The organism is Massilia sp. YIM B02443 (assembly GCF_030411955.1).
Taxonomy (GTDB): Bacteria; Pseudomonadota; Gammaproteobacteria; order Burkholderiales; family Burkholderiaceae_D; genus Telluria.
On the sequence record NZ_JASNRA010000031.1, the window covers coordinates 1 to 17809 of the forward strand.

Here is a 17809-nt window from a genome sequence, read left to right on the forward strand (position 1 = left end):
ATGTCCCTAGACAACTGTTACCTATGTCCCTGTGCCATACAAACCCGCCAACCCTACCGATCACACCAGCGATACGTTCGCCCCGCCCTGCTCGCTCGCATACTTCGACAACGACGCAAAGAACTCGCTGTCGTCGCGCGTATTGCGCCACTCGCCATCGACCCGCTTGTAGTGGTAGCCGCCCGAGCGCGCCGCCACCCACATCTCTTGCAGCGGAGCCTGGCTGTTGACGATGATCTTGGAACCGTTGTCGATGAATTCGATCTCCAGCACGTTGCCGCTGCGCTTGCATTCGACGTCGACCACGTCTTCGTCGTTCAGGCGGTCGAAGGCTTCCTCGATCCGGTTCAGGGTACTGTCGGCAAGGTCCAAAAATTCGGTTTCGGTCATGCTACACTCCAAAATCTGCTAATCAAACCGTGATTCTAATCGTGAAGTCCACCCTCGCGCTTCTTTCCGGCTCGGCTTTGTTGGCCGGCATTCTCGCCGGCTGCGGCCAGACCGGTCCGCTGTACATGCCGAACCCGCCGTCGCGGCCCGCGCCGACGCCGGCCCAGACCGAACAGCCGCCGCAACCGGTGCCTTCGAACAACGCTTCCACTCCAGCCCCGCACCGTTAATTCAATGTCGCAATTTACTATCCAGGACGGCGTCCTGCACGCCGAAGGCGTCTCCCTGTCCGCCATCGCCGAGCGATTCGGCACCCCGACCTATGTGTATTCGAAAGCGGCATTGCTGGAAAATTTCAATGCCTACCATGACGCCTGCCAAGGGCGCGATGCGCTGGTCTGCTATGCGATGAAGGCCAACTCCAACCTGGCCGTGCTCGACTTGCTGGCGCGCCAGGGCGCGGGCTTCGACATCGTCTCGGGCGGCGAACTGCTGCGCGTGATCGCCGCCGGCGGCGATCCGGGCAAGACCATCTTCTCGGGCGTCGGCAAGACCGTCGAAGAGATGCAGCTGGCGCTGGAAAAAGGCATCCTCTGCTTCAACGTGGAGTCGATCCCCGAACTGCATCGCCTGAACGAGGTGGCCGGCAAGCTCGGCATGCGCGCGCCGGTGTCGCTGCGCGTGAATCCGAACGTGGACGCCAAGACCCACCCCTACATCGCCACCGGCCTGAAAGCCAACAAGTTCGGCGTGGCCTTCGACGATGCGCTGGACACCTACCGCAGCGCCGCCGCCCTGCCCAACCTGGACGTGGTCGGCATCGACTGCCACATCGGCTCGCAGCTGCTGGACGACGCGCCGCTGCTGGAAGCGCTCGATAAACTGATCGAGCTGATCGACACCCTGCACGGCGAAGGCATCCACATCCACCATCTCGACATGGGCGGCGGCATCGGCGTCGACTACGGCGTGGCCGGCGACAAGCCGGCGGTGCCGGTGGGCGACTACCTGACGCGCGTGTTTGCCCGCGTCGACGCCTGGCGCGCGGAGAAACACGAAGGCCGTCCGATCAAGGTCATCTTCGAACCGGGCCGCTCGATCGTCGCCGATACCGGCGTGCTGCTGACCAAAATCGAGTACCTGAAGCCGGGTGTGGAAAAGAACTTCTGCATCGTCGACGCCGCCATGAACGACCTGATGCGTCCCGCGCTGTATGAAGCCTGGATGGACGTGCAGCAAGTCACCGCGCGCGCGGGCGAGGCCGTGACCTACGACGTGGTCGGCCCGGTGTGCGAATCGGGCGACTGGCTGGCGCGCGAGCGCGCGCTGACGGCGCAGCCGGGCGACCTGCTGGCGATCATGACCGCCGGCGCGTATGGCATGACGATGGCGTCGAACTACAACACGCGTGGCCGCGCCGCCGAGATCATCGTCGACGGCGAAGAGGCGCATCTGGTGCGCCGGCGCGAGACGCCGGCCGAGCTGTTCGCACTGGAAACGGTGCTGAAGTAAGCGTTTAATGTTAGCGGTTTGAGCGACCTCAAACCGCTAACCACACCAGAACGGCGCCACCCTCCTCCGGCGTAGACTGGCTGCTCAGGATTTGAGCAACCAGCTTCCGGAGGCGCTATGGCTGAAGACGATGCAGCGGGCCCGTCCCTGATGATCGGCGGCGACGGTCAACCGGCTATTCCCTTGTATCTGCTGGCGTTCGACAAGCAGGGCCGCTGCACCTCGCCGCGCACCCGGGCGGCGGTGCTGGCCGATGCCAACAGCGGGCGCTACACCGACCTCCACATCTACTCCCACGGCTGGAACAATGTGTTCGATGAAGCCGTGCGCCACTACACCGAATTCTTCACCGAATACGCTGGCCTGCGCCGCGCTGCCGGGCTTGACAGCAATGAGTACCGGCCGCTTCTGGTCGGCCTGATCTGGCCCAGCACCGCGCTGCTGGCGCCGGGCGAAGAGCCGCCCCGGCTGGCGTCGATCGGCCCCGGCTTCGCCGCCGCCACACCCACCACGGCCCTCGAGGCCGCCGCGCTGGCCTCGGAAATGACGCCGGACGACGCCGCCCGCCTGAGCGCGCTGGCCGCGCAAACGGGGCCGCTGGACGGCGCCGACAGCGTCGCCCTGGCGCGCCTGTTGACGCCCCTGCTCGACGCGCACGCCAGCGGCGACCTCGAAAACACCGCACCACCCGCCGACGCCGGATCGCTGCTGCTGCACTGGAGCAGTGTCCGACCGGGGGCGGAGCCGGGAGCGGACGCGCTGGCGCCATCCGGCGCGCTCGGCTTCCTCGACCCGCGCGAGATCCTGCGCAAGGCCACCGTCTTTCTGATGAAGGACCGCGCCGGCACGGTCGGCGCCGCCGGCATCGCGCCGCTGCTGCGCGAAGCGCTGCACGACAGTTCGATCCGGATCCATCTTGCCGGCCACTCCTACGGCGCCAAGGTCATGCTGTCGGCGCTGGCCAAGCTGCCGCCCGGGCGCCAGGTGGCGTCGGTGCTGCTGCTGCAGCCGGCGGTCAGCGCGCGCTGCTTCGCCGAACGCATCGCCGAGCACAACGGCAAGCCGGGCGGCTATCGCGCCGCGCTCGAGCGCGTGGCGCTGCCGGTGTGCACCACCTTCAGCCGCAACGACGCGGCCCTGAACAGCTTTTATCCGCTGGCGCTGCGGCGCGGGCCGGACATCGGCGAGTTCGAGCCGAGCAGTTCCTCGGCGCCGTTCGCGGCGCTGGGCGGCGTTGGCCCGCAAGACATGGCGCCGGGCGAGCTGGAAGTCACGGCCATGCTCGACCAGCCGGGCGTCTACCCGCCGGCGCTACCTGGCGTGCGGGTGCGCGCGCTCGACGGCGCCAGCGGCATCGGCGGCCATGGCGACGTGCGCAACCGCTTCACGGAATGGGCGCTGGCGAGCCTGGTGCGGCAGGCGATCGCGGCGGACGCGCAAGTGTGAGTGGATCAGGCGCAGCATCAGGCACGTACGGCGGCGCGCGCCTTGGTCCGGCTCCACACCACGCGCAGGCCGAGCAGCACGGCGACGATCACGCCGAACAGGATCGGCTGCGCGAAGTCGTTCTTGCCCGCCTTCATCCACCAGAAATGCAGGATCGCCAGCGGCGCGATCAGGTAGATCAGGCGGTGCAGCCACTGCCAGCGCTTGCCGCCGAGGCGCTTGATCATGGCGTTGGTCGACGTTGCCGCCAGCGGGATCAACAACACGAAGGCAATGAAGCCGACCAGGATGAACGGCCGCTTGACGACATCGGCCAGCATCGCCGCCACATCGAAGAAATGGTCGAACCACAGGAAGGCGATGAAGTGCACCAGCGCATAGAAGAAGGTAAATAGCCCCAGCATGCGGCGCAGGCGCACCACCCAGTTCCAGCCCGTCAAGCGCCGCAGCGGCGTCACCGCCAGCGTGATGCACAGGAAGTACAGCGCCCATTCGCCGCTGCCCTGGGTGATCGCGGCCAGCGGATCGGTGAACGACCCGCTGGCCGTGCCCCATACCAGGCGCGCAAACGGCAGCAAGCCGAGCACGAAGATGGCGGCCTTGACCCACCCGACCTTTCGGTTGGAAAGCTGGCCCGCCATCAGTAGAAGCGCTTCAAGTCCATGCCGGTGTACAGCGAGGCCACCTGGTCATAGCCGTTGAACATCAGGGTCTTGCGCTTGGGCTGGAACAGGCCGGTCTCGCCGATGCGGCGCTCGCTCGCCTGCGACCAGCGCGGGTGGTCGACGTTCGGGTTCACGTTCGAATAAAAACCGTATTCGCGCGGCGCCGAATCGTTCCAGGCGGTGCGCGGCTGGCGCGACACCAAACGAATGCGCACGATCGACTTGGCCGACTTGAAACCGTATTTCCAGGGCACGATCAGGCGCACCGGCGCGCCGTTCTGGTTCGGCAGCACCTGGCCATACATGCCCAGCGTGAGCAGGGTCAGCGGATGCATGGCTTCGTCCAGCCGCAAGCCTTCCACGTACGGCCAGTCGAGCACGCCGCTACGCAAGCCCGGCATCTGCTTGCTGTCGGCCAGGCTGGTGAATTCGACGAACTTGGCATTGCCGGTCGGCTCGACCTGCCGGATCAAATGCGACAGCGAATAGCCGAGCCATGGGATCACCATCGACCAGCCTTCGACGCAGCGCAGGCGGTAGATGCGTTCCTCAAGCGGCGCGAGTTTCAAGAGCGTGTCGATGTCGATCGTCATCGGCTTCTTGACCTCGCCTTCGATGCGCAGGGTCCAGGGCCGGGTGCGCAGCGTGTGCGCGTTCTCGGCCGGGTCGCCCTTGTCGAGCCCGAACTCGTAGTAATTGTTGTAGTTGCTGGCGTCCTTGAACGAGGTCAGTTTCTCGTCGGTGGACAGGGCCGCGTTGCGGCGGGCCGCCAGTTTCGGGCCGTCCTGGGCCAGGGCTTCACGGTTGGCCATTTCCCAGATGCCGCTGCCGACGGCGGCCGTGGCCGCCATGCGGGCGATGAATTGGCGCCGTCCCTGGTACACGCTTTGCGGCGTGATCTCGGACGAAAACGGGAGGTCGATCCCGTTCGGATTGCGTTTGATGAGCATGGCGGCCCCGCGAACTAAGAGAACCTTTACCTTACAACAGTTCTCCTTAAGCGAGCGTTAGGCGGCCAACATTGACCCGCTAACGTAGGGTTGGCGGCTGCGCCGCCGACGCGGTGATAGTTGGCCTCCAGATCATTCGGCGCGATAACGGAGCCGCTAACGATCACCGCGTCGGCGGCATAGCCGCCGACCCTACAGTTCGCCGTACGAGTGCAGCCCCGACAGGAACATGTTCACGCCGAGGAAGGCGAAGGTGGTCACCAGCAAGCCCACCAGCGCCCACCACGCCGCCGCGCGCCCGCGCAGGCCGCTCATCAGGCGCATGTGCAGCCAGGCCGCGTAGTTGAGCCAGACGATCAGCGCCCACACCTCTTTCGGATCCCACGACCAGTAGCCGCCCCAGGCCTCGGCCGCCCACAGCGCGCCGAGGATGGTGGCCACCGTGAAGAAGGCAAAGCCGACCGAGATCGACTTGTACATGATGTCGTCCAGCACCTCGAACGACGGCAGGCGGTCGGCCAGGATGCCATGCGACTTGAGCAGATAGGCACTGGCCACCATCGCCGCCAGGGCAAAGGTGCCGTAGCCGATGAAGTTGGCCGGCACGTGGATCTTCATCCACCAGCTCTGCAGCGCAGGCACCAGCGGCTGGATCTGGGCGGCGTCGCGCGACACCGTGTACCACAGCAAAAAGGCGACCGCGGCCGAGATGATCAGCATCACGAACGGGCCCAGCTGGCGGGTGGCGTAGCGCTCTTCGTAGTACAGGTGGAACAGCGCGGTGATGATCGAGAACAGGATGAACACTTCATACAGGTTCGACACCGGGATGTGGCCGACGTCCGGCCCGATCAGGTAGCTCTCGTACCAGCGCACCATCATGCCGACCGCGCCCAGCAGCACGGCGGCCCAGCACAGGCGCGCGCCGACGCCGCCGCCGAACTTGCCGCGGCTGGCCAGGCCGATCCAGTAAAACACGGTCGAGAACACGAACAGCGCGCTCATCCACAGGATCGCGGACTGGCTCGACAGCATGTACTTGAGGAAGAATTTCTGCTCGGCCGCAGCCAGGTTGCCGTCGTACATCGCTATCGCGCCCAGCGCCAGCACGCCGACCGCGACCAGCAGCGGACGCATCGGTTTCCAGTGCCAGCCCAGCGCCGCGAACACCGGCGCGGTGCACACCAGGATCACTTCTTCATACACGTCCATGAAGTGGCCGTAGCGGTTCAGCGCGAACAGCGCCGCCGCGCACAGGACCAGGGCATAGGCCCAGTCGAGCGGGCCCAGGCGCCGGAAGTAGCCTGGTGCTTCGGTATAAGTGCGCATGTCGGGACGTGATTCGCCGCCGGCTTTGGTGTGCGACAGTTCCATGGTTTTCCTCCTGGCCGTGATACCGGCCATCAATAGCTTACGCCGCCTGTGGCAGCTTTGTCTTCAGATCGTCGTATTCGCGCTCGAAGTCGAGCGTCTTGCGCTGGGTGCTCATCGCCATCAGCGCGTCGGCTCCTGCTGCGCCGTCCTTCACCCAGATCCACACGCGCCGTTCGCGGATGTAGAACATCGCGAACACGCCGGCCACCAGCAGCAGGCAGCCGAAATAGACCACGTTCTTGCCTGGCGAGCGGGTCAGTTGCAGCACCGAGGCCTTCACTTCGTCGAATTCGTCCAGCTGCAGATAGACCGGCGCACCGTACAGGAAGCTGTCCGACAGCGCATTGGTCGCCAGTTGCAGGAAGCGGCCGTTGGCTTCGTTGGCCTCGGCCGCGGCGTCGCCGTGCTTCGCGCGCGCCACCTGCCACAGTTCCCACAGCGCGCCGTTGAGCATCTTCATGAAGATGCCGGCCGCCTTTTCCTGTTCTCCGGCCGGAATCTTTTCCAGGAACTGCGCCACGCCGACGAATCCGCCTCTGCCATTGTCTGCGCCTTCGCCACTGAAGATCGCCAGCGTGCGCGCCGCCGACTCCTGCAGCTGCATCGCGAGCGGGCCCGATTGCTGCTCGGGCGACAGGGCGCGCCGCGCATAACGCGCCGCCGCCTGCGCGCGCGCATCGGGATCGGCCAGTGCGGCGCGCAGGCGCATCCAGTCGCCCACGCCATACTTGTCGTCGACCGGAATGCGCAGGAAGCTGAAGTTCTCGGACGGGTTGGCGCGCACGCCGGCCAAATACACCTGGCTGCCCTCGAGCGTCACCGGCTGCATGTAGTTCATGAATTCGCGCGCCTGGCCGGTGTGGTCGCGCAGCTTGTACTGCACGCTGGGGCCGACGTTTTTCAGATCCTTGTTGGCGTCCAGCCTGGCGGCCGCGCCCGAGGCCTTGCCCAGCGTGGCGGCGAACTGCTGGTTGAACGACGTGCCCTTGGTCACGGCGCGGGTGTCGTTGCCCTGGGCCGTGTTCTCGACGTTGAACGGGCGGAAGCCCGACCACTCGACCGAATAGGTCTGGCCGGCAATCTTGAGTTCGGTGGCGCCATTGACCTGGCCGGCCATCGGGAACGCATCGCTGGCGGCGCCGCTCATCGGGAAGCCGGTGAGTTTCAATTTGCTGCCGCCGTCGTCAAAGCTCGACTGGTAGACGGCGATGCCCTTGTAGATCAGCGGCTGGTTGACCTTGATCGTGGCCGGGAAGGTGTGGCCGTTTTCCAGGTCGCGCACCACCACGTCGCTGGCGAACAGCTTGGGCATGCCGGTCGAATAGAAATCGATATGGAATTTCTTGAGCTCGATCGCGAACGGCAATTCCTGGATCAGCACGCCGGACGGCTGGTTCAGGATCGCGGTGCGGCTGCTCTGCCCTTCGGCGATCGCGGTATTGCCGCGGAAGGTGGGGTTGCCGACTCCCAGGCGGTGCTGGGCCGGAATCTCGGCGATCATGCCGTCACCGGAAAATGGGGTCTTGCCAAAGATCCACTGCTGCACGCGGATCGGCAATTCCGAATCGAGCATGCCGCCCAGCAGGATCACGATGATGGCCGAGTGCGCGAAGATGTAGCCGAACTTGTTGCCGGCGCCCTTTTTCGCGGTGACCAGGATGCCGCTGTCCTTGTCGATGATGCGGGTGGCGTAGCCGGCGTGGCGCAGGCGCAGCGCGCTCTGCTCGGCCAGCGCCGCGCGGTCCAATGGCGCCTGCCATGCCAGCTTGTGGTGGAAATTGCGCAGCGAATCTTCGCGCACGTTGTCGCGCCAGCTGCGCATGTCGCGCAACATGCGCGGCGCGTTGCGCACCACGCACAGGCCGGTCGAGACGATCAGCACCACCAGCGTCACCAGGAACCAGGGGCTGGCGTACACGTTGTACAGGCCGAGCTTGCCGAACACTTCGAACCAGAACGGCCCGAACTGGTTGACGTAGTTGGTCATCGGCTGGTTCTGCTGCAGCACGGTGCCGATGACCGAGGCGATCGCGATCAGGGTCAGGAGGCTGATCGCGAAGCGCATCGACGAGACCAGCTCGACGGTTTCATCGAGCCAGCGGCGGCGGGTATTCAGTTCAATTCCGGTGGTACTCATTTTGTATACAATCTGGTCCAGGGCGGAAGTGTACCTGCGCCCGCGAAAAAAAGGGCGTCAGCTCGACGCTGGCGCCCTGATTTTTACGTGTGTGTGGTTGGCAAACCGTCAACGCAGGCCGGCAATGTAGTCGGCGACCGCCTTCATTTCCTCCGGCGACATGCGTTGCGCCAGGGTCGTCATCTGCGGGCTGTTCTTGCGCGTGCCGAGCTTGAAGGCGTCCAGCTGGGCCACCGTGTAATCCTGGTGCTGGCCGGCCAAGCGCGGATATTGTGCTGGAATGCCGTTGGCGGTGGCGCCGTGGCAGCTGGCGCACGCCGCCACGCCCTTGTCGGCGATACCGCCGCGATAAATCTTGCGGCCCAGTTCCACTGTCTCTTTATTCTTGGCCGCACCCGGCTTGTGCTTTTGCGTGGCGAGCCAGGCCGCGATGTCCTTTTTCTCGGCATCGGTCAGCAGCTTGGCATAGGTGGTCATGATCGGCTGCTGGCGGTTGGGCGTGGTGAAGTCGACCAGCTGCTTGTGGGTGTAGCTGGCGAACTGGCCGGCCAGCTTGGGATTGGCGACGATCGACGAGTTGCCGGCGGCGCCGTGGCACGACAGGCAGGATGGCAGGCCGCGCGCGGCGTCGCCGCTGTCGTACAGGGTGCCGCCGCGGGCGGGATCGACTTTCACGGCGCCGGCTACTGGCGCCGGCGGAACCGCTGCCGCCGCCAGTGCCGGACTGGGGGCCGTCAAACCGCTGCCGAAGACTACTGCCGTCACAACCAACAAGGATCTCAACGCCAAGCGATTCATACTAGCACCCTGAAAAAGTCAAACACGATTGGAATGTCCAGTGCAGCGGTCCTTTGACTGGGCCCCGGCCGGGCCGGAGCAGCAATCAACCCCTTATTGTACAATAGCTTTGTTTCTCCATCGCCATTCCCTTGTCATTTAAACCTTTTCCCCATGTCCAGACTTTGGCAGGCCCGGTTCTTCACGACCGTTAATCAGTTGCGCGATTTGCCCAGCACCACGGTGCCGGAAATCGCCTTCGCCGGGCGCTCGAACGCGGGCAAATCCACGGCGATCAATATCCTTACCAACCAGAAGGGTTTGGCGTTCGCGTCCAAGACCCCTGGCCGTACCCAGCACATCAATTACTTCTCGATCGGCGGCGCCCACGTGGGCCAGCACCGCAAGGACGCGGTGCGCGTCGACGAGATCGAAGCGCTGCTGGTCGACCTGCCCGGCTACGGCTATGCCGAAGTGTCGGGCTCGGCCAAGCTGCACTGGCAGAAACTGCTGGGCGACTACGTCCAGCGCCGCGATCAATTGGCCGCGCTCATCCTGATCATGGATTCGCGCCGCCCGTTCACCGACCTCGACGTGCAGATGCTGGAATGGTTCGCCCCGACCGGCAAGCCGATCCACTGCATCCTGACCAAGGCCGACAAGCTCAACCGCAACGAATCGACCAACGCCCTGCGCGAAGCACGCGCCGTGCTCGACAGCTACATCGACGAGGAAGGCAATGGCTTCCCGTTCACGGTGCAGCTGTTCTCGGCATTGAAGCGCATCGGCATCGACGAAGCGGATGCAAAGATTCTCGAATTGGCGGGCCTCACGCAAAGTGACGAAGATGTGGCCCCCGCACACGAAGACACACCAGGAGACACGCCGCCGGCGGACGACGCAAGTTCCGCCTGATTCATAAGGACCTCCACAAGATGACCATCATTACCCCAGCCGCCTACCCGGCGGCCCGCCTGCGCCGCATGCGCCGCGACCCGTTCTCGCGCGCCATGATGCGCGAAAACACCATCACCGCAGCCGACCTGATCTATCCGGTATTCGTGCTGGAAGGCGACAACCAGCGCCAGCAAGTGGCCTCGATGCCGGGCGTCGAGCGCCAGTCGCTCGACCTGCTGCTGCACACGGCCGAAGAATGCGTCAAGCTGGGCATTCCCGCGCTGGCCCTGTTCCCGCTGGTCGACCAGTCGGTGAAAACCTACGACGGCATCGAAGCGACCAACCCGGACGGCCTGGTGCCGCGCGTGATCCGCGCCCTGAAAAAGAACTTCCCGGAACTGGGCGTGATCAGCGACATCGCGCTCGACCCCTACACCACCCACGGCCAGGACGGCCTGCCGGACGAGAACGGCTACATCGTCAACGAAAAAACGATCGAGATGCTGGTCAAGCAGGCGCTGACCCATGCCGAAGCCGGCGTGGATGTCGTTGCGCCGTCGGACATGATGGACGGGCGCATCGGTGCGATCCGTTCGGCCTTCGAATCGAAAGGCCTGATCCATACCCGCATCATGGCCTACTCGGCCAAGTATGCATCGGCGTTCTACGGCCCATTCCGCGACGCGGTGGGATCGAGCGCCAACCTGGGCAAGGCCGACAAGAACACCTACCAGATGGACCCGGCCAACAGCGACGAAGCGCTGCGCGAAGTGGCGCTGGATCTGGCCGAAGGCGCCGACATGGTGATGGTCAAGCCGGGCATGCCCTACCTGGACGTGGTGCGCCGCGTAAAGGACGAGTTCAAGGTGCCGACCTTCGCCTACCAGGTCAGCGGCGAATACGCGATGCTGAAGGCCGCCGCGATCAACGGCTGGCTCGATCACGACAAGGTCATGATGGAATCGATGATGGCCTTCAAGCGCGCCGGCGCCGATGGCGTGCTGACCTATTTCGCGATGGATATCGCGCGCAAGCTGAAGGCCGGCTACTGACCGCTGCCGCTGTTTGCAATAAAAAAACCGTGCTGTTGCACGGTTTTTTTATGTCCGGGCGATTCCCCAATGAATGGGTCGCCCATCATCGTCGATCAGCGGTCTTCCGGATGGAGACGCCGTTCGGGAGGATCGCCCTCCTCGAAGCCGGCGACGAACACCATCAGCATCTCGTTCGCCACTTTCCGGTCCCCTGCTTCCAGCAAGGTGTTGGCGATTTTCGACAGGCCGGCCGGGTCGACCTTGCCGTTGGTGCGATCGAAGGCGCGGCGCGTCACCTTGCCCAGTTCGAAGATCAGTTCGGCGGTTGTGTTTTCGCGCTCTGTCATCACTTCTTCCCTTTCGCTGCTTTGGTGGAAAGAACGTCGTCGATGGAAAGCCCCGCGTTTCTGGCGATGTGCAGGATCTGCTCACGCGCCTGGCTAATCCCCAGAAAGTGCCGCTTCTTTAACTCTTCGCCAACCTGGGCTTCCAGTTTGCGCAATTGAGAAAGTGAATATTTCGACAGATCCTGCATCATGGGCCTCATTGAAAGTAACACGGCCATCATACGACATCAGCGCCACCGGAGCCCGTCCGCCTGCCACGGCTGCGCGATCAGCGGTACTCGGCCGGCACCCAACGATAAACGGACGGCTTGTCGACGCCGACGCGCCCGATGCCCGGAAACGGGATGTGCGCACTGGCGACCCAGACGCCGCGCTTGCCCGCATAAGACAGCAACTGGTGCCGGGTCGCCACGGCCTGCTGCCGGTCGGAATCGAACTCGATCGATACTTTAGGGTGAGGAAACTGAACCGCGGCATTGTGGATGATGTCGCCCCACACCAGCAGGTCGCCCTCGCCCGACGGGAACAGGTAGGCCGTATGCCCCGGGGTATGCCCGGGTGCGGTGATGGCGCTGACGCCACCGGGCAGCGGCTGGCCCGCCTCGAACAGCGTGAGCCTGCCGGCCGCACGATACGGCGCAACGGCATCGCGCGACATCTTGAACAGGGCGCGCTGGTCGGGCCGGGCATGCCGTTCGGCCGCCTCGCTCAGCCAGTAGTCGGCATCGGTCTTCGGCACGAATACGCGCGCATTCGGAAAAGCCATGCTGCCGTCCGGGGCCAGCAAACCGCCGGCATGATCCGGGTGCAGGTGCGTCAACAGGATGGTGTCGATGTCCGTGGCCCGGTATCCCGCTGCGCGCAGGTTGTCGAGAATGAAACCAAGCCGCGGCCCGAACAGTTTGGCGGTCCCCGTATCGACCAGGATCCTGTTATCCCCGGTATCGACCAGGAAGGCATTGACCGCGGTCTGTACCGGCGCGGCGGTTGGCAGGAATGCCTGCGCCAATGAGGACCGGATCGTCTGCCGGCTGGCGCCGGCAAGCAGGCCAGGATCGATATCGACGGCGCCATCGTAGAGTGCCGTGACGGTCAAGCGGCCGAGCGGCATGCGGAAATATCCCGGCGCTTGCGCCGTCGGCACCGCAGACGCGTCGGTGCGTTCAAACGCGCCAGCCGCGCCCGTGATCAGGATGCCGGCCAGCGTACAGGCGAGCGCATGGCGCGCTACTGTCTTTTTCATGATGTTCTCTCTGCATGGATCGGATCGTCATGCTATAAGAGAAAATAAGTATCCATTGAAGAATGATTCTCTCCTTACTGGATAGTTATAGTCGACATCGACAGGTGATATGAGCGATCAACTGAATGGAATTGCGGCATTCGTGCAGGCGGCGCAGGCGGCGAGCTTTGCGCTGGCTGCGGAACAGATGGGGCTGTCGCGCTCCGCGGTCGGCAAGGCCGTGGCGCGGCTCGAACAACGTCTTGGCGTGCAGCTGTTTCATCGCACCACGCGCAGCCTGAAATTGACGGATGAAGGTGTCCTGTTCTACGAACGCTGCGCCGGGGCGCTGGCCGATATCAAGGCGGCCGAACAGCTCTTCGATAGCGGCCGGCGCGAACCGGTGGGACGCCTGCGCATCAGCGTTCCTGTCCTGTTGGGGCGGCACTGCGTCACGCCGCTGCTGGTACGGCTCGCCAAGACCCATGCGCGCCTCGAAATCGATGCCGTGTTCACGGACCGTCCGGTCGATTTGCTGGACGACGGATTCGATCTGGTCGTTCGTACCGGGGCACTGGCCAATGAAACCGACCTCAGGGCGCGGCGGCTGGGGTCGCAAACGATGGCCCTGTGCGCATCGCCCGCCTATCTTCGGACACGCGCAGCGCCGTCCACGCTCGACGATCTGGCGGCGCATGACATGCTTGCCTATGGCAAGGGCGACCGCGTGGTCCCCTGGCTGTTCAATGAAGCAGGCCAAACACGGAACATCAACCCCAAGGGGCGGCTGCGCTTCGACGACCTGGAATCGATCGCCGCTGCCGCCGTTGACGGCGCGGGCCTGGCCTGGCTGCCTTCATGGCTGATCGCGAGCCGGTTGGCATCCGGTCTGCTGGTCGAGGTGTTGCCGGCACTGCGCGGGCCGGGTTTCGATGTGTACGCGGTGTGGCCGCTCGGGCGCCATCTGCCGATGCGGGTGCGCCTGGTCATCGACGAACTGGTCGCGCACATGCCGTCGATGCTGGGGGCCGGTCCAGACGCCGTGGCGCCGCGGCCGTGATCAGGACAGATCGTGCAAATCCTTGTCCAGCGCCGGCCGCACCAGGAATTCGCTGAAGTGGCGGATGATGCCATGTGCATTGGCTGAACATGCACTCTCTCTTTGGTCAACGATACCGCTTTGCTTCACGCACCGGACGAGCCGCTTATCCGCCGCGCTCGCCCCGGGCCATCTGCCCGAACACGCCGTCGCGGCGCACCCATGCGTGGTACAGCGCCGCCGCCAGATGCAGCAGGATGGTCAGGAACAGCACATACGCCAGGACGCCGTGCAGCGGACGCAGGATGCCGTACATTACCGGACTGTGCGGCAGTAGCGGCGGCAGGTTGACGCCGCCGAACAGCACCACCGGATAAGCACCGGCCGACAGCATCGCCCAGCCGATCAGCGGCAGCGCCAGCATCAGCCCGTACAGCGCCCAGTGCGACGCCTTGGCGGCCCACACCTGCAGGCGCGGCAAGTCCTCGGGCAACGGCGGCGGCGCATGGCGCAGGCGGTTCACCAGGCGCACGATGGCCAGCAGCAGGATCGCCACGCCGAGCGGACGGTGCAGGTCGAGCAGCGCCTCGCGATAACGCAGCGAGACCACCATGGCGGCGCCGACGAACAGCATGGCCAGGATCGCGGCGGCCATCGACCAGTGCAGCACGCGCGCCAGCAGATTGAAATGGCGTGGACGGTTCATCGTGCGCTCCCCTGTTGTTGCGCACCCTGGCTGACCTCGCGTTCGCGCCGGTTGAACGATACCGAATACACCGACGAGCGCGCGTGCAGTACCGGGTCGTCGGTTCCCGCGATCCCTTGTGGCAGGATCAGGGGATCGAAATTCAAGTCGCGGCAGGCGCCGTCCGCCTGTGCTTCGGCGCTTACCAGCGTCAGGGTGCCGACCACGGTTTCAGGACGCGTATCGGGCCAGGCTTTGGAGGGGTCTTCGATCGGGTCGCCGGGCGCCGCGAACTGCATCACCATGTCCCAGCGCAGCGGTCCAGCGGCCAGACGGCGCCCGAGATCGGCGGCCAGGAAGTCGCGCTCGGCGGCCTGCAGCCGGGCCGGATCGGTGGCCACGAATGGCGTGTGCGGCCGCATCGACCAGCGCACGGCGCGCGTCTCGCCCCTGGCATCGGTCAGGAGGAAGGCATTGACGCCATTGAAACGGGTGTTGGCCAGGCTGTTCGGTGTCGGTGCGCTCTTCGACCACGCCATGAAGTTGGCGATTTCGGGATAGCGCGCCAGCACCGCCTTCATTTTCTCGGGGTCGGGCTTGCCCGTCGCCGGATCCGGCAAGCGCGCCGCATTCATGGCCTGGAAGCCCTCCGGCGTGGAGGACGCGAAGAACGGGAAACTGTTCATTGCCATGCGCCACTCCTGGCCGTCGTCGGTTTTCAGTTGCAGCGCCATGCCGCGCACGGCAGCCTTGCTGTCGGGCGCGTGCGGGTCGTTGCCGGGGTTGGAGAAACGGCCCAGCACCGGCGTCGACGGCTGCGCGAACACGCGCGCCGTGGACAGTTGCGCGGCAACGGGCGTGGGCGTGAACGTGCCGGCGATGCAGATGCCTTTGGCGTGCGCGCGGCGAAAGCCCGGCTGGGGCGAACCGGACGCCTCGGCGGTATTGACCATCGTCTGCGGCGTCACGCCCTTGTCGCCGATCCAGCCGCCGGTCCAGGCGAACAGCAGGGCCAGCGCCAGCACGATGAGTGCGATCGGCAGCAATAACAGCATGGGGCCGCGGCGCGGCGTGGGAGTCGACATCGTGAAAGCTTTCGTCAGGATTGGACTGGTGCATGAACCAGTGCGGGCCGGATTGTCGCATGACTAACAGATTAACGTCGTCCCGGCCCCGGGTTCAGCGCCAGCTCGCCCTCGTTACGTGTCGAGTGAAATCGTATCCCACGGCTCCGATCCGAGACACCATTCCAGCGCACGGCGACGCTCGCTGATGACATATCCTGGAAATTTTCTTGCCAATTTTGCGCTGATTGCCCCATCGCGCCATGCCCAATGCAGACAATAATAAAAATCGAGCGCGGCCATGAGAGCACGGGTGTCACGAACCAAGACGGAATCCAGCCAGGGCTCGGGCGACTGATCCACCCGCAGGTCTGGAAACAGGCGCACGGCGTCCTGTGGCATGGGCGAATACAGTTTGAAATTCTCCGCCTTTCCCAGCACCCATCCCAGCAACCACACTGATTCCGGCCGCAGGCGGAACTGAGCGTGACAGGCGTCGTCTCCTCCGAGCAGTGCCATTTCTTCCGCACTGACATTCGGCATCAGTCCATGGTGCCGGATCCATGCGGTCGCACGTTCATGCGAAAAACCATAGCTGACGGCGCAACAGGCGTGGAGTACGAGCATGCGGCAGGCGATGTCGCGTGCTGATCTCGTGACTCTCCCGGTCTCGAGCAGAGGGAGTGCAGGATTGATGCGGTAGCCCAGCGCCGTCACGCGCCGTTGCGAGTTTTTCCGGACAAGACTGAAATACTCCTGGTCGCTGGTCATGGATACCTCATGCGTTTTCCATGAGGATGCAGCGAATGCCGGAGCCCAGGATGCCCGGCGTCAAGGCCGGATCAAGAGGCGATCAACACATCAAGCCCAGCAACCCCTCGACATCCTTGATCGACGTCCGCGCCGGCCCCAACTGCAGCGCCAGGTCGCGTCCGATGTCGCGCACGCGCCAGCTGATTTCGCGCAGCGCCAGTTCGCTCTCGAAAATTTCGGCGGCGCTGGGTGGTGCGCCTTCGGTCACCGCGATGCGCATGTCCAGGCCGGTGGCCATGAAGGCGCGCTGCACCAGCGCCAGGCGCTCGCGCGTGCGCAGCAGCAGGTCGAGATGCTTGGGCGCGACCGCGCCGCTGCGTACGATCTGCGCCGCCAGTTCGGTTGCCCGGTTCATCCGCTCGGACAGCTGGATGATCTCGTCGTCGCCGATGCCCGCCACGTCCAGCCCGACATCGTTGCCGCCGAGCTTGCGGCTGGCCTGCGACATCAGTGCCGAGATGGTGCGCGGGTGTTCGCCGCTGATCACTTTCAAGGCCATGTCGGCGCGCTGCAAGGGGTTCGGCTCGTGCAATAGCCCAGCGATCAATTCGGCGCCGGCGACCAGCTGGCCGGCGGTGCTGCTTTGTCCGACCACCATCGCGCGCGGATAACCGGTGCCGTTCAGGCGTTCGTGGTGCTCGGCCACGGCGATCGCGACCGCCGGTGAGCAATCGCCCAGGTCCTGGATCAGCAGGCGGCCGATCTGCGGGTGCACGATGACGTGCGCCCATTCCTCCGGCGCCAGCACGTGGGTGGCGCGCAGCAATTCCGGATTGATGTACAGCTCGCCGATATCGTGCAGCACGCCGGCCATGGCGCTGGTACGGCGCACGTCCGGCGCCAGGCCGGCGTGGGCGGCGAAGGCCAGCGCCAGCGTCGCCACCTCGGCCACGTGGCGCAGTCCATTGGGATCGCCGCGGTCGATCATGGTCAGCATCATCGCCAGCGGCGGCGAGAATGCGAGCGCGTCGAGTTCGCGCCGCAGCGCGCCGCCGGTCAGGCCCGACAGCGCCAGGATTGCACCGAGCGCAGCCGACTCTTCGACGGCGCGCGTGGCGCACGCGGCCAGCGAGCTGGCGTCGACGGCGCCGTCGACGGCGATGCAGGATTCGATCGGCTTGCGCAGGCGGTGCACGATCAGCCGTTCCTGCAGCCTGCGCGAGACCTGGGCGCCCTTGGCCAGCAGCTTGTTGCCGTGGGTATCGTAGATGTCTTCGGTCGCGGTGACGCCGACTTCTTCAGAAAGCGCCAGCACCTTGTCGAGGTAGTGCTCGTTGACGACGGCGCCGGGTCGATGATCGGTCATGAAGTGCCTGTGAAAAGACCGCGAACGATCAATGAAAACTTGCTATTTGCCTTTCGACAATTAGCCCCCAAGCAATCATATAACATTTACCAAAAAGATGCCGTACAGCAATAGTAAATAACATATTTACATCGACAGAAAAGCGGGACAT

General features: G+C 64.7%; 19 protein-coding genes. 6 read left to right on the plus strand and 13 right to left on the minus strand.

What is annotated here, in order from left to right; genetic code table 11:
- Positions 1-60 precede the first annotated feature (60 nt).
- Positions 61-390: an iron donor protein CyaY gene (gene cyaY, locus QPK27_RS22505; protein ID WP_290420418.1), complete on the minus strand. Its 330-nt coding sequence runs from the start codon at positions 388-390 to the stop codon at positions 61-63.
- Positions 391-431: 41 nt separating this feature from the next.
- Between cyaY and QPK27_RS22510 the strand changes: the two genes are divergently transcribed.
- The 3 genes from QPK27_RS22510 (at position 432) to QPK27_RS22520 (ending at position 3348) form a co-directional block, all read left to right on the plus strand.
- Complete coding sequence (locus tag QPK27_RS22510; protein ID WP_290420419.1) at positions 432-620, plus strand: lipoprotein; 189 nt, start codon at positions 432-434, stop codon at positions 618-620.
- Between the two features lie 4 nt (positions 621-624).
- On the plus strand, positions 625-1902 hold the full coding sequence (lysA, locus tag QPK27_RS22515) for a diaminopimelate decarboxylase (protein ID WP_290420420.1): 1278 nt from the start codon (positions 625-627) through the stop codon (positions 1900-1902).
- A 117-nt stretch (positions 1903-2019) separates the two neighbouring features.
- The gene (locus tag QPK27_RS22520) at positions 2020-3348 is read left to right on the plus strand and encodes a hypothetical protein (RefSeq protein WP_290420421.1); all 1329 of its coding nucleotides are present in this window, start codon (positions 2020-2022) and stop codon (positions 3346-3348) included.
- Between the two features lie 17 nt (positions 3349-3365).
- Here the strand turns inward: QPK27_RS22520 and QPK27_RS22525 are convergent, their stop codons facing one another.
- From QPK27_RS22525 to QPK27_RS22545, 5 genes are all read right to left on the minus strand, one after another.
- Positions 3366-3989 (minus strand): sulfite oxidase heme-binding subunit YedZ, encoded by a 624-nt coding sequence (locus tag QPK27_RS22525; protein ID WP_290420422.1) that lies wholly within the window; start codon positions 3987-3989, stop codon positions 3366-3368.
- Positions 3989-4963, minus strand: coding sequence for a protein-methionine-sulfoxide reductase catalytic subunit MsrP (msrP, locus tag QPK27_RS22530; RefSeq protein WP_290420423.1), 975 nt, complete (start codon positions 4961-4963; stop codon positions 3989-3991). Before msrP ends, QPK27_RS22525 begins: the two co-directional genes overlap by 1 nt.
- Positions 4964-5155: 192 nt before the next feature.
- Positions 5156-6337 (minus strand): c-type cytochrome biogenesis protein CcsB, encoded by a 1182-nt coding sequence (ccsB, locus tag QPK27_RS22535; protein ID WP_374047108.1) that lies wholly within the window; start codon positions 6335-6337, stop codon positions 5156-5158.
- 37 nt (positions 6338-6374) lie between these two features.
- Entirely contained in the window at positions 6375-8474 is a 2100-nt protein-coding gene (locus QPK27_RS22540; protein WP_290420424.1) for a cytochrome c biogenesis protein ResB, read from the minus strand.
- A 108-nt stretch (positions 8475-8582) separates the two neighbouring features.
- Positions 8583-9272, minus strand: a complete 690-nt coding sequence (locus QPK27_RS22545) for a cytochrome c (RefSeq protein WP_290420425.1) — start codon at positions 9270-9272, stop codon at positions 8583-8585.
- Positions 9273-9425: 153 nt separating this feature from the next.
- On the opposite strand from QPK27_RS22545, the gene yihA reads away from it, so the two are divergent.
- Both yihA and hemB read left to right on the plus strand, forming a co-directional pair.
- On the plus strand, positions 9426-10166 hold the full coding sequence (gene yihA / locus QPK27_RS22550; RefSeq protein ID WP_290420426.1) for a ribosome biogenesis GTP-binding protein YihA/YsxC: 741 nt from the start codon (positions 9426-9428) through the stop codon (positions 10164-10166).
- A 20-nt stretch (positions 10167-10186) separates the two neighbouring features.
- Positions 10187-11200, plus strand: coding sequence for a porphobilinogen synthase (hemB, locus tag QPK27_RS22555; protein WP_290420427.1), 1014 nt, complete (start codon positions 10187-10189; stop codon positions 11198-11200).
- Positions 11201-11295: 95 nt separating this feature from the next.
- On the opposite strand, the gene QPK27_RS22560 is transcribed toward hemB, so the two are convergent.
- The 3 genes from QPK27_RS22560 to QPK27_RS22570 all read right to left on the minus strand — a co-directional run bounded on the left by QPK27_RS22560 (position 11296) and on the right by QPK27_RS22570 (position 12772).
- Positions 11296-11529, minus strand: a complete 234-nt coding sequence (locus QPK27_RS22560) for a hypothetical protein (protein ID WP_290420428.1) — start codon at positions 11527-11529, stop codon at positions 11296-11298.
- Positions 11529-11720, minus strand: a complete 192-nt coding sequence (locus QPK27_RS22565; RefSeq protein ID WP_290420429.1) for a hypothetical protein — start codon at positions 11718-11720, stop codon at positions 11529-11531. Before QPK27_RS22565 ends, QPK27_RS22560 begins: the two co-directional genes overlap by 1 nt.
- Positions 11721-11797: 77 nt before the next feature.
- Positions 11798-12772 (minus strand): MBL fold metallo-hydrolase, encoded by a 975-nt coding sequence (locus tag QPK27_RS22570; RefSeq protein WP_290420430.1) that lies wholly within the window; start codon positions 12770-12772, stop codon positions 11798-11800.
- 109 nt (positions 12773-12881) lie between these two features.
- Between QPK27_RS22570 and QPK27_RS22575 the strand changes: the two genes are divergently transcribed.
- Complete coding sequence (locus QPK27_RS22575; protein WP_290420431.1) at positions 12882-13811, plus strand: LysR family transcriptional regulator; 930 nt, start codon at positions 12882-12884, stop codon at positions 13809-13811.
- Between the two features lie 145 nt (positions 13812-13956).
- On the opposite strand, the gene QPK27_RS22580 is transcribed toward QPK27_RS22575, so the two are convergent.
- The 4 genes from QPK27_RS22580 to QPK27_RS22595 all read right to left on the minus strand — a co-directional run bounded on the left by QPK27_RS22580 (position 13957) and on the right by QPK27_RS22595 (position 17658).
- Positions 13957-14496, minus strand: a complete 540-nt coding sequence (locus QPK27_RS22580; protein ID WP_290420432.1) for a cytochrome b — start codon at positions 14494-14496, stop codon at positions 13957-13959.
- Positions 14493-15560 (minus strand): catalase family peroxidase, encoded by a 1068-nt coding sequence (locus tag QPK27_RS22585; protein ID WP_290420433.1) that lies wholly within the window; start codon positions 15558-15560, stop codon positions 14493-14495. The genes QPK27_RS22580 and QPK27_RS22585 overlap by 4 nt, the downstream gene beginning before the upstream one ends.
- A gap of 114 nt (positions 15561-15674) precedes the next feature.
- Positions 15675-16310, minus strand: coding sequence for a DUF4272 domain-containing protein (locus QPK27_RS22590; RefSeq protein WP_290420434.1), 636 nt, complete (start codon positions 16308-16310; stop codon positions 15675-15677).
- A gap of 82 nt (positions 16311-16392) precedes the next feature.
- A complete protein-coding gene (locus tag QPK27_RS22595) occupies positions 16393-17658 on the minus strand; it encodes an HD-GYP domain-containing protein (protein ID WP_290420435.1) in 1266 nt (421 codons plus the stop codon).
- Positions 17659-17809 lie beyond the last annotated feature (151 nt).